Source organism: Arthrobacter sp. 260, assembly GCF_013116745.1.
Lineage (GTDB): Bacteria > Actinomycetota > Actinomycetes > Actinomycetales > Micrococcaceae > Arthrobacter_D.
Window position 1 is genome coordinate 100,551 of the sequence record NZ_JABFOE010000014.1, and the last position, 11,874, is coordinate 112,424.

General features: G+C 66.9%; 10 protein-coding genes, 1 pseudogene and 1 riboswitch. Of the genes and pseudogenes, 2 read left to right on the forward strand and 9 right to left on the reverse strand.

The window, feature by feature from the left end; all coding sequences use genetic code 11:
* Window positions 1-15: 15 nt before the first annotated feature.
* From ribH to aspS, 8 genes are all read right to left on the reverse strand, one after another.
* The gene (ribH, locus tag HMI57_RS15150) at window positions 16-495 is read right to left on the reverse strand and encodes a 6,7-dimethyl-8-ribityllumazine synthase (RefSeq protein WP_171586838.1); all 480 of its coding nucleotides are present in this window, start codon (window positions 493-495) and stop codon (window positions 16-18) included.
* 73 nt (window positions 496-568) lie between these two features.
* Complete coding sequence (ribA, locus tag HMI57_RS15155; protein WP_171586839.1) at window positions 569-1,396, reverse strand: GTP cyclohydrolase II; 828 nt, start codon at window positions 1,394-1,396, stop codon at window positions 569-571.
* The gene (gene ribB, locus HMI57_RS15160) at window positions 1,393-2,088 is read right to left on the reverse strand and encodes a 3,4-dihydroxy-2-butanone-4-phosphate synthase (RefSeq protein WP_171586840.1); all 696 of its coding nucleotides are present in this window, start codon (window positions 2,086-2,088) and stop codon (window positions 1,393-1,395) included. Before ribB ends, ribA begins: the two co-directional genes overlap by 4 nt.
* Window positions 2,085-2,795 carry a riboflavin synthase gene (locus tag HMI57_RS15165; protein ID WP_171586841.1) on the reverse strand — a complete coding sequence of 237 codons (711 nt, stop codon included), beginning with the start codon at window positions 2,793-2,795 and terminating at the stop codon, window positions 2,085-2,087. Before HMI57_RS15165 ends, ribB begins: the two co-directional genes overlap by 4 nt.
* Complete coding sequence (ribD, locus tag HMI57_RS15170) at window positions 2,780-3,919, reverse strand: bifunctional diaminohydroxyphosphoribosylaminopyrimidine deaminase/5-amino-6-(5-phosphoribosylamino)uracil reductase RibD (RefSeq protein ID WP_171586842.1); 1,140 nt, start codon at window positions 3,917-3,919, stop codon at window positions 2,780-2,782. The genes HMI57_RS15165 and ribD overlap by 16 nt, the downstream gene beginning before the upstream one ends.
* 5 nt (window positions 3,920-3,924) lie before the next feature.
* Window positions 3,925-4,605, reverse strand: coding sequence for a nicotinamide riboside transporter PnuC (pnuC, locus tag HMI57_RS15175; protein WP_171586843.1), 681 nt, complete (start codon window positions 4,603-4,605; stop codon window positions 3,925-3,927).
* 101 nt (window positions 4,606-4,706) lie between these two features.
* Window positions 4,707-4,852: riboswitch (FMN riboswitch) on the reverse strand.
* A gap of 225 nt (window positions 4,853-5,077) precedes the next feature.
* Window positions 5,078-6,628 (reverse strand): HNH endonuclease signature motif containing protein, encoded by a 1,551-nt coding sequence (locus HMI57_RS15180; protein ID WP_171586844.1) that lies wholly within the window; start codon window positions 6,626-6,628, stop codon window positions 5,078-5,080.
* 219 nt (window positions 6,629-6,847) lie between these two features.
* Window positions 6,848-8,614 (reverse strand): aspartate--tRNA ligase, encoded by a 1,767-nt coding sequence (gene aspS, locus HMI57_RS15185; RefSeq protein WP_171586845.1) that lies wholly within the window; start codon window positions 8,612-8,614, stop codon window positions 6,848-6,850.
* A 122-nt stretch (window positions 8,615-8,736) separates the two neighbouring features.
* On the opposite strand from aspS, the gene HMI57_RS15190 reads away from it, so the two are divergent.
* On the forward strand, window positions 8,737-9,981 hold the full coding sequence (locus HMI57_RS15190) for an APC family permease (RefSeq protein WP_228721145.1): 1,245 nt from the start codon (window positions 8,737-8,739) through the stop codon (window positions 9,979-9,981).
* A 30-nt stretch (window positions 9,982-10,011) separates the two neighbouring features.
* Here HMI57_RS15190 and hisS read toward each other — a convergent pair whose 3' ends face one another.
* The gene (gene hisS, locus HMI57_RS15195; protein WP_171586847.1) at window positions 10,012-11,358 is read right to left on the reverse strand and encodes a histidine--tRNA ligase; all 1,347 of its coding nucleotides are present in this window, start codon (window positions 11,356-11,358) and stop codon (window positions 10,012-10,014) included.
* Between the two features lie 311 nt (window positions 11,359-11,669).
* Between hisS and HMI57_RS15200 the strand changes: the two are divergent.
* A pseudogene (locus tag HMI57_RS15200) lies at window positions 11,670-11,874 on the forward strand (DUF349 domain-containing protein); the annotation flags it as partial.

Here is an 11,874-nt window from a genome sequence, read left to right on the forward strand (position 1 = left end):
GGGTGTGACAAAGCTCTATCCCTGCCAGCTGTCCAGGACGGCGGCGGTGGTCAGCGCGGCAGCCACCGACTCGTAGCCCTTGTCCTCGCTGGACCCGGGCAGACCCGCACGGTCCAGGCCCTGCTGTTCCGTGTCGCAGGTCAGGACGCCGAACCCCACCGGGATGCCGGTACGGACACTGACGTCGGTCAGGCCGGAGGTGGCCGCCTGGCACACGTAGTCGAAGTGCGGGGTGCCGCCGCGGATGACGACGCCGAGGGCCACCACCGCGTCGAAGTGCGGTGCCAGCCGGGCGGCGGCGACGGGTAGTTCAAAACTCCCTGGAACCCTGACCACTGTGGGTTCGATGCCTGCATCTTTCGCGGCGCGGAGGGCGCCGTCGAGCAGCCCGTCCATGATCTCGGTGTGCCAACTGGCGGCGACGACGGCGAGCCGCAGATGGCTCGCCCCGGACAGGTGGCTGAGGTTCAGGGTGGGTGCGCCGTGGCCGCTCATGGTGTGTCTCTTTCCTGCAGTAATTAGTCGGTGATGCGTTGTCAGTAATGGTTGATTGCTCGTGACCGCCGGGTCAGCTTTGCTGGAGCCCGTGGTCTTCGAGGAGGGTCAGCCGGTGGTTGAGCCGGTCGCGCTTCGTTTGGAGGTACCGCTGGTTCTCGGCCCGCGCCGGCACTTCGGAGGGCACCATGGCGGTGACCTCGATGCCGTGGAGCTGGAGCTTGTCCCGCTTCTCCGGGTTGTTGCTGAGCAGCCGTATCGACTGCAAACCGAGCTGGTGAAGGATCGCTGCTGCCGCCTGGTAATCCCGCGAGTCCACGGGGAGTCCGAGCTGCTCGTTGGCTTCGATGGTGTCTGCGCCGGTGTCCTGCAGCGCGTAGGCGCGGATCTTGTTGGCGAGGCCGATGCCCCTGCCTTCCTGACCGCGCAGGTACAGCACGGTGCCGCCCTGCTCGGTGATGAGCTGCAGGGCCTGCTCCAGCTGCTCGCCGCAGTCGCAGCGGAAGGAGGAAAAGACGTCACCGGTCAGGCACTCGGAATGCAGCCGGACCAGGGGTGCGGTGCCGTTCTCTGCCGCCTGGCCGTTCCCGCTCACCTGGCCGTTATGGTTCGCCTGGCCGTTCCCGCTCACCTGGCCGTTCTGGTTCGCCTGGCCGTTCCCGCTCGCCTGGCCGTTCTGGTTCGCCTGGCCGTTCCCGCTCGCCGGCCCGTTCTCTGCCGCCTGGCCGTTCCCGACCGCGGAGAGGCTGAGATGCTCCACCCCAGTTACCTCGTCCGTCCAGGCCTGGGTGGTGAAGGGTCCGAAGGCGGTCGGGAGGGTTACCACCGGCCCGCCTGTGACGTTGGAGGGGGGCACGTTGGAGCCGGTCAGGTTGGAGGTCGTCACATCGGAAGTGGTCATCGCAGGTCCTTTTCTGCAGCGGGTGTAGTGGGTGCGGTGTGTTCAGCCTGCCCGGCGGCTGTGTAGCTGAGCAGGTCCTTGATGGAGATCAGGGGCAGGCCGTGCACATCGGCGAAGTCACGCAGTGCGGGCAGTCGCATCATGTGACCTTCGTCGTGGACCACCTCGGCGATGACCGCCGCGGGTTCCAGACCGGCGAGGGCACACAGTTGCAGGCCCGCCTCGGTGTGTCCGGGGCGTTCACTGACCCCGCCGGGTGCCCCGCGCAACGGGAACAGATGCCCCGGCCGCGTGAGGTCGGCCGCCGTCGTCGTCGGATCGGCGAGCAGGCGAGCAGTTCGGGCCCTGTCGGCGGCGCTGATGCCGGTGGAGACCCCCACCGCCGCGTCGCAGGACACCGTGTACGCGGTGCCCTTGGCGTCCTCGTTGACGGCGGTCATCGGCGGCAGCAGCAACCGGTCAGCCACCTCTCCGGAGATGGGGACGCAGAGGACGCCCGAGGTGTAGCGGACAGTCCAGCCAACCAGCCGTTCGGTGGCGAACTGGGCGGCGAAGATGATGTCGCCCTCGTTTTCGCGGCGCTCGTCGTCGACGACGACGACGGCCCGGCCAGCGGCCATCGCCGCCACCGCAGCGGGGACGGTGTCGAGCCGGATGGGCTGGGCCGCAGGTTCGGTGTCGTGGGTGGTCATGACAGGGGCTCGACGATCGCTGGCGGGACCGTGGGCTTGCTGACCGCGGGTTTCTGAATGGGCAGAGACTGGGTGTTCGGCGACTGCCAGGCGGGCAGCATGAAGCTCATCAGCCGCTCCGCGTACTTGGCCAGCACATCCATTTCCAGGTTCACCGAGTCGCCCGGCTGTTTCACACCGAGGTTCGTCTCCCGCAGGGTGGTCGGAATCAGTCCCACCTCGAACCATGGGTCAGGGGCGGAGGCTGCACTGACGGCGCTGATGGTGAGGGAAACGCCGTCGACGGTGACTGACCCCTTCTCTGCCGCGTACCGGGCCAGCCGGGTGGGAAGGCCGAACCGCAGCCGGTGCCAGGCGCCCTGGTTCTCACGCTCCAGCAGGGTTCCGATGCCGTCGACGTGGCCCTGGACAACGTGTCCGTCCAGCCGTCCGGTCGCCGGGACGCATCGTTCCAGGTTCACTGCGCTGCCGGGAGCGAGCAGACCGGTGGTGGTCCGGAGCAGGGTCTCCCCCATCACGTCGACCACGATCCTGCCCTCGTCGACGCTGGTCGCGGTGAGGCAGACGCCGTTGACGGCAATAGACCCGCCGAAGCCCAGATCCTGTCCAGTGGTGGGCGCGTCGAACACGAGGACGGCGCTTGTCTGGTCTGCCGCGACCTCAAGTGAGACAACACTGCCCTTTTCGGCGACTATTCCTGTGAACATGTGCTGGTTCCTTTGCTGCTGGTGATCGTTCGGTGAGAAGACTTCGGTGGTGCCGGCGTGCTGGGCCCGTCGTCGGCCGGGACCGGACTGAGGTGGAGACGGACGTCGCTGCCGCACTGGCTGATCGCCGCTCCGCCATGGGGATCGAGCTCCCACCTGCTGGCGTCCTGCAGGGACCCGATCCCGAGGCCCTGGATGGCCGGGGTGCCGGTTCCGAGGAGCAGGGGCGCCTGGTAGATAAACAGTTCGTCTACCAGTCCCGCGGCGAGGAAGGCGGTGGCGATGGTGGGGCCGCCCTCAATCATCAGGTGGCCGACGCCGTCGTCGTACAGTCGCTTCACCACTTCCCACGGATCGCGGGTAGCGAGCTGGACGAAGTTTCCGGCGCGGATCGCGGCGTCGTCGGGGACGGCGCGCAGGCCCATCGCCACCCGCAGGGGCTGCCGCACGGCGTTTGTGCCGTCGGCGTGCCGTGCCGACAGCCGGGGGTCATCGGCAAGCACGGTGCCGGTGCCGACGAGCACAGCGTCGGCACGGCGTCGGATCGCGTGCCCGTCGCTGCGTGACTCGGGGCCGGTGATCCACTGGCTGGTGCCGTCGGTGGCTGCGACGCGGCCGTCGAGGGTCTGGGCGGTCTTGAGCGTAATGAATGGCCGGCGTGAACTGGTGGCAGCACGCCAGCGATGGTTCAGGAGCTGTGCCTCATCGGCGAGCAGCCCGCCCACAGTATCGACGCCGTGGGTGCGGAGCCAGCTCCCGCCACCGGAGGCGGGTCCGTGGTCGTCGTGGGCGGCGAAGACCACGCGGGCGATACCCGCGGCCACGATGGCCTGGGTGCAGGGTCCGGTCCGGCCCGCATGGCTGCAGGGTTCGAGCGTGCAGACGAGGGTGCACCCGGTCAGGTCAGCGCGCTGTGTCCGGGCGTCGGCAAGGGCTGCGATTTCCGCGTGCGGTGTGCCGGCGCCCTGATGGTAACCGGTTCCAATAACCCGCTGCTGTTCGTCAAGGATGACCGACCCCACCAGGGGGTTGGCGCCGCGGACACCGCGGCCCGCGAGGTCGAGTGCACGCTGCATCGCTGTCGTTTCGGCGTCCGGTGCCGCGGCCGGGTCGATGTGGGTCATGGCGGTCACCGGAGTGTGGGGTCTGGTAGCAGGACGTCGACGCGGGGTTTGGTCTCCCGGGCGCGCATCCAGACGAAGAAACCGATCAGGGTGAAGATCCCGTAGAACAGGTACATGAAGGCGGTGGCGTAGTAGCCGGCGCTGAACAGCAGGGGCACCCCGACGACGTCGACGGCCACCCAGATGAGCCAGAACTCGACCCACCCCTTGGCCATGCCGATGGTGGCGAGGAGCGATCCGACGAACGTCCAGGCGTCTGCCCACACCGGTTCGTAGGAGCCGAGCATCCGGAAAAGGGGTGTGATCGCGACGGTGCCGAGGAACATGCCAGCGACCAGGCCGATCCGTGCGCGGGTGGGAGCCCACCGCGGCGTGATGGCGTGGCCGTCGGGCTGGGCGCTGGCCCGCCACTGTCGCCAGCCGTAGACGGCGACGGCGATGAACATGATCTGGCGGCCGGCCTGTCCCAGGAGGTTGGCGGCGTCGGCCCCGCCAAAAAAGGAACCGAGGAAGACGGTGAGGAGGAGCAGGTTTCCGACGATGCCGACGGGCCAGGCCCACAGTTTCCTGCGCATCCCGCCGAGTGCGCTGAGCAGCCCGAAGACGTTGCCGATCACCTCGCGGAGCAACAGCGAGCTACCGGCAACAGGGATCTGAGCGTCGAACAACCACCTCAGAAAATCCATGTCGTCCCCTTGTCTCGAGCGGTATGCTCCGGGGTACGACAGGAACGGCCAGTGCCGGTGACGGCGCAATAAGGCGCCAGCAAACCAGCACAGCCGAGGCTGCACATGCTTCTCCCATCCAGACTTTAACTGTCGGTGCCGGAATTTCACCGGCTCAACCGGCCACGCCAGCGCGGTAGCACTGACAGCGGACGGGTCGCGGACTATAACCGCCGGTTCGGAATTACACCGACCCCGGAGCATGTTTGTGTGTATCAGTATTTCATAACCGGATTAAGCGTGTGTCCATTCCCGTCACATTCCATAACGCGCACAATCCGTCCCGGTTCGCCAATCCCGCCGTTCGGGTTCACGCCGGTTCGTGCATTCGGGTTCGTGTCACCGGGGTTCGCGCCGGTTCACTCCAATGGCGTTGACGAGCGCGCTGCGTTGACGTGCGCGCCCGCTTCGGTGATGGAAGGTACTTGATTCTTTAGAAAGGTGGTGGGGTTTCAGGGAGAGGCGCCGGTGGTGGGTCCGGTCGGGTGAGGTAGGTTTCGCCGGCCGGTGAGATGGCGATGATCAGTCCGGGTTCGGGTTGTCGGTAGTGCCAGTAGCCTTCGGATTTGAGCTTGTGATGCCGTTTACACAGGGCCGCCAAATTGCCGTAGCCGGTTTTCCCGCCCTGTGACCAGGGTTTCGTGTGGTCGAGTTCGCAGAACACCGCCAACCGGTTACACCCCGGATGCCTGCACGTCCGATCCCGCACCCTGACCGCGTCCTGCAGGTCCTTCGGAACCCGATACGTGGTGGCGTCGGCCCCAAGCCTCGCCCCGGTGAACGGGTGAGTGAGAATCCTTGTGAATGATGGCGCGTGCCCGGCGAGTCTCCGGGCGGTCTCGGGGTCAATCGGCCCGTACCCTTCCAACTCTCCCGGAGCGTCCCCTCCGAGGAGGGTCATCACCGGGACGGTGACGAACACCTTCGCCTGCACACCCCAGTACGAGGCGCTGCTGCCGTTAGGTTCCGTGGGGTTACTGTCGCCGTCAGCGATGTGCCCGGTGGCACCGGCGCTGGTGAGGACGTCGGCGAGGACGTCGGCTCGTAGCTGGGTGAGCGTCCGTGGTTCGTCGGGGCCTTGCAACGCACGGGCTGCGGTGTCGACGCGGTGGAAGATCCCGGCAGCCTGATCCACGGGTAGGTAGGCTTCCAGCCAGGCCATCCCATCCCGCTGCGGGGTCAACTGCACCAGCCTCCCCTGCACCGCCTTCGCATGCCGGACACTGATCGACTCCGGATGCAATCGCTCCCGCAACCGCCGCGCCTGATAACAGAACCGGGTCACCGTCGTCTTGCCCGCCATCCCCACCAGACGCTGCTCGAACGCCGCCGTCACCGCGGGCACCAGGTCAGGGATGCCGGTGGCCTCCTCCACCACCGCCCACGCATGCCGCTTCGAGAGCTTCCCGCCCTCCAACGCGGCCAACGCCAACCGGTAATGCCGGGTCAACAACTCACTGTGCTCAATCAGTGACCCCGCAGACCGCTCCGGAACACGCAACGCAGCACCAATCTCGGACTCCGTCACCATCCGGGCATACCCCAACCGCCCCGCCGGACCCGCCGACTCGGCCGTCAAATCCGCAATCCGGGTGACAACCTTGACCTCTTGGGCATCCGCCCACGACCGCAACTCGGCCAGATCCTTCAACGCATCAACGGCTTCGGAATGATCCAACTCCCCCACCGGGGTCAACCCCAGCCATCCCGTCAACGCCGGCGGCCCCTCACTGGACCGCTCCCGCCCAGACGATCCGCCAGCACCCGCACCGGGACCACCAGTGGAAAGGCCCGTATTACCCACGGGAGCCACCCAGAACGCCTCGCCACCCAACGGCCCATCAGCCCCATACCTGGCCGAGCCAGGACCAGCTTCACCCGGCGCCCCCGCAGAAGCATCCCCGGCCACGCCATCCGCGGCCGGATCAGACCCGAATCCGGGAAGAAATCCCGTCCCAGTAGAAGAAGCGTTGGGGCTTTTCATATCTCAAGTCCATCACCCGCCACCCCCAAAATAAGGGTCACAAAAGAGGATCTCGAGAAAGTTTCTCCAAGTTTTTCCGGCGTAATCGAGGGCCCCGAAAGCTCCTTAAACACACCCGCCGAGGAGTGGGATCGGGTGGACCCAGGAGCGCTGGGCCCGCCAGGTCTAACTCCTCGGCGGGGGGTTTGAGGGAAACAGACCCTCAGTGAGTTTGCAAAGCTAGTTCTTCTTTTCCGGCTTGAAGTCCACTCCGGCTTCCTTGCGCTGCTGCGCGGTGATCGGGGCCGGCGCCGCGGTCAGCGGATCGAACCCGCCACCGGACTTCGGGAACGCGATGACGTCGCGGATTGACTCGGTGCCGGCCATCAGTGCAACGACGCGGTCCCAGCCGAACGCGATGCCGCCGTGAGGGGGCGCGCCGTATTTGAATCCCTCGAGCAGGAAGCCGAACTTCTCCTGCGCGTCCTCCTGGCTGATACCCATCACGGAGAAGACTCGTTCCTGAACGTCACGCTGGTGGATACGGATCGAGCCGCCGCCGATTTCGTTGCCGTTGCAGACAATGTCGTAGGCGTAGGCCAGAGCGGTCTCGGGATCCTTGTCGAAGGTGTCCATGTACTCGGGCTTCGGGGACGTGAAGGCGTGGTGCACGGCCGTCCAGGCTCCCCCGCCGACGGCGACGTCGCCCGCCGCGACAGCTGCCGACGCCGGTTCGAACATGGGTGCGTCAACCACCCAGACGAAAGCCCACGCGTTCGGGTCGATCAGGCCGGTACGGTGGCCGATCTCCACGCGCGCTGCACCGAGCAGTGCCCGGGACGGGGTCTTCTCCCCGGCCGCGAAGAAGATGCAGTCGCCCGGGTTGGCGCCGACGGCGGAGGGCAGGCCCTCGCGCTCGGCGTCGGTGAGGTTTTTCGCGACGGGACCGCGGAGGCTGCCGTCGTCGTCGACCAGGACATACGCGAGACCCTTGGCACCGCGCTGCTTGGCCCATTCCTGCCACGCGTCGAGCTGGCGGCGCGGCTGGGAAGCACCGCCGGGCATGACGACGGCGCCGACGTAGGGTGCCTTGAAGACACCGAACTCAGTGTCCTTGAAGAACTCGGTGAGCTCGGTCAGCTCAAGCCCGAACCGCAGGTCGGGTTTGTCGGAACCGAACCGTGCCATCGCGTCGGCGTAGGTCATCCGCTGGATGGGGGTGGGGATCTCGACGTCGATCAGCTGCCAGAGTGCCTTCACCAGGTTTTCGCCCAGGGCAATGATGTCGTCCTGCTCCACGAAGCTGGCTTCGATGTCGAGCTGGGTGAACTCAGGCTGGCGGTCCGCGCGGAAGTCCTCATCGCGGTAGCAGCGGGCAATCTGGTAGTACTTTTCAAAGCCGCCCACCTGGAGCAGCTGCTTGAACAGCTGCGGGGACTGGGGCAGGGCGTACCAGGACCCGGGTGACAGGCGGGCCGGGACCACGAAGTCGCGGGCACCCTCGGGGGTGGACCGGGTCAGGGTGGGGGTCTCGATTTCGACGTACCCGTCCTGGTGCATCAGTTCGCGGGCCACCCGGTTCGCCTCGGAGCGGAGGCGGAGGTTGGCGTTCGGCGCGGGCCGGCGCAGGTCGAGGTAGCGGTGCTTGAGGCGGGCTTCCTCGCCGACCTCCACGTGCTCATCGATCTGGAACGGCAGCGGGTCGGAGGTGTTGAGGATGGTCACTGTCTCGGCGATCACTTCAATGCCGCCGGTGGCCAGTGCGGGGTTCTCGTTGCCCTCGGGCCGCTTCTCGACGGAGCCGGTGATCTGCAGGACGTACTCGTTGCGCAGCCCGTGGAACACTTCCTCCTCACGGACCACCACCTGGGCGAAACCTGAGGCGTCGCGCAGGTCGAGGAATGCGACACCGCCGTGATCTCGGCGGCGGGCTACCCAGCCTGCCAGGGTGACGGTGTGTCCAATGTGCTCGGTCCGCAGTGAACCGAGGTCATGTGTGCGCAGCACAGCATTCCTTCCGGGTGGGGGCACGGGGCAGAAAAGCGCTACCCGCGTATGAAAAGATCGTCTCGTTCGAGTTTACCGGTGATACCGGGACCCACCCGCCACGGCAGGGGAACCACATGGCCATGAGTAACCCACCAGGGCTTCGGCGGCAGCTGGGCGGCTTCGACGCCACCACCGTGGGTATCGGTTCGATGATCGGCGCCGGCGTGTTTGTGGTGTTCGCGCCTGCGGCCGCGTCGGCGGGCACCTGGCTGCCGGTGGCGGTCGCGATCGCCGGTTTCGTCGCCTACTGCAATGCCGCAGCGTCGGCGCAGCTCGCCGCGGTCCACCCGCACAGCGGTGGAACCTACGTCTACGGGCGCCGCCAGCTCGGCCCATGGCCAGGGTTTGTCGCCGGCTGGAGTTTCGTGACGGGCAAGATCGCCTCCTGCGCGGCGATGGCCCTGACGTTTGGGCTCTACGCGGCGCCCGGATTCGAGACCGCTGCTGCGGTTGCGGCGGTGGTGGGCCTGACAGTCGTGAACCTGCTCGGGGTTACCCGCACCGCGCTGATGACCCGGATCATCGTGTCCCTGGTGGTCCCGGTACTGGCCTTCGTGGTGGTCGCAGCCTTCGCCGCACCCCCACCGCCCGACGCCGTCGGGTTGCCCACCACCTGGCTCGGCGTCCTGCAGGCCGCCGGGTTGCTGTTTTTCGCCTTCGCCGGGTACGCGCGGATCGCCACCATGGGCGAGGAGGTCCGCGATCCGCGCCGCAACATCCCGGCCGCGATCTTCGGGTCGCTTGGGTTCACCCTGGTGCTGTACCTGCTGCTGTCTATCGGCCTGCTCCGCGCACTCGGCCCGACGACGCTCGCCACCTCCGCTGCACCCCTTCGGGAGGTCTTCGCCGCCTCCACCTCGGGGATCCCGACGACGGCGGTCACGGTAGCTGCTGCCCTCGCCAGCCTGGGGGCCCTGCTAGCTCTCATCGCAGGAGTCGGCAGGACCACGCTGGCCATGGCGCGCGAGGGGGACCTCCCCCGGGCGCTGGCCGGAATCTGGGAGCGCTTCGGCGTCCCCTATGCCGCTGACGTGGCGACCGCCGTCGTCGTCATCGTCCTGCTCCTGACCACCGACGTGCTGACGGTGGTGGGCTTCTCCAGCTTCGGGGTGCTGATCTACTACGCGATCGCTAACCTGTCGGCGTTCACCCTCACCGAGCGGCCGTGGCATTCCCCGCGGGCGCTGAACGCGGTGGGTTTCTGTGGGTGCGTGCTGTTGGCGCTCACCCTGCCAGTGACCTCGGTCGTCACGATGGTCGCCGTGCTGGCGGCCGGAGTCCTGGGCCGCGCCGTCGTCCTCGGGATACGACGACGGCGAGCCTAGTCACTGCGCGGGAGGACCCGGGCCTGCCGCCTAGCCGTCAGCGCGAAGCACGGTCGGCACCAGGTCAGCCGCTGGCGGTGACCAGGTGTCCGGGTCCGCGGGTTCCTGGGCGCCGGTGCGGATGTCCTTGACCTCGTGGGTGCCGTCCGCTGCGGTGAACCAGACGAACGGGATCCCGCGCCGGTCAGCGAACTTGATCTGCTTGCCGAACTTATCGGCTGAGGCTGCCACCTCGGCCGAGATGCCGCGGCCCCGCAGGGAGGCGGCAATGTCTTGAGCGGCAGACCACGAGCTATCGTCAGTCAACGAGATCAGGACAGCGGTGGGAACCTGTCGGGACACAGCAGTGAAATCCTGGCTGAGGATCCGCGACACCAGCCGGGTGACGCCGATCGAGAGACCCACCCCGGGGAAGGTCCTGTTGCCCTTGGCTGCCAGGCTGTCGTAGCGGCCGCCTGAGCAGATGGACCCCAGGGACTCATGTCCATTGAGGACAGTTTCGTAGACGGTGCCGGTGTAGTAGTCCAGACCGCGGGCGATGCTCAGGTCGGCAACCACCCGGCCTGGCGCCCGCTTCGACGCCTCAGCGATGACCTGCTCCAGCTCGTTCAGTCCCTCCTCAAGCAGCGGGTGGGTGACGCCGAGCTCGCGCACCTGGTCGACGAAGGAGACATCGCCGGTCCTGATCGAGGCGAGACGAAGCGCGAGAGCCGCCTGATCGTCGGTGGCGCCGAGTTCGGTCTGCAGCAGGGCGGTGACCTTTTCCGCGCCGATCTTCTCCAGCTTGTCGATGCTGCGCAGTACACCGGCGGTGTCTTCGAGGCCGATGCCCCGGTAGAAGCCTTCGGCCAGCTTCCGGTTGTTCACACGCACGGTGAAGTCGGGAATCGGCAGCGCCGAAAGGGCGTCGACCACCACGAGGGCCAACTCAACGTCGTACCGGAACGGAAGGACGCCGTCGCCGACGACGTCGATGTCGGCCTGGGTGAACTCACGGAACCGCCCGTCCTGGGGACGCTCGCCGCGCCAGCACTTCTGGATCTGGTAGCGGCGGAAGGGGAAGGCCAGGTGGCCTGAATTCTCGACGACGTAGCGCGCGAAGGGCACGGTCAGGTCGTAGTGCAGGGCGAGGCCGTCGTCGGCGCTGGATGTCTTGGAGGAGTCGTCGTCGGCCTGGAGACGGGAGACGGCGTACACCTCCTTGTCGATCTCGCCCTTGCGGAGCAGGTGGGAAACGGTCTCCACGGCACGGGTTTCAATGTTGGAGAAGCCATGCAGCTCGAAAGTTTTGCGCAGCGTGTCCAGCACATGGAGTTCGACCAGGCGCTCCTCCGGCAGCCATTCGGGAAAACCGGACAGTGAGGCCTTACGTGCCATGCGGCTGAGCTCCTTGCGGTACATCGCTTTCGGGTGACTGGTGCGGCACTCATTTTAGGGGTTGCGGCGAACCCACGCGAAACGGCGCGGTCCCACGGGTGTGGACATCCGCGCCCGGTGGCTGCGAGATTCCGCTGTCGAACCCTTGTGCGTAAAGTAACCCCTGGGGATGTACGGCACTGCAGGCATCAAGCTCGCCGGAGGAAAGACAGGGAACGGTCCGCCGGTAGGTGCTGTGACGATAGACTCAGTAGCCCTGAACTAATTGCCGCGAGGTAGCGGGCAAACCAACGAGCGAAAGACTTCTAGCGGTGACACACAGTCAGCAATCCGACGAAACACCCCGTACCGACGAAACGTCAGGCGACGAGGAAACAACTACACCCGAGCAGGCGGCCCCCGAGGCTGCCGCGCCTGAGGAAGCAGCAGCTGAGGACGTAACCCCCGAGCCGACACCCGAGGAAGCACCGGCTCCGGCCGCGACGCCCCGGCCGGTCCCCCACCCCAGTGCCACCC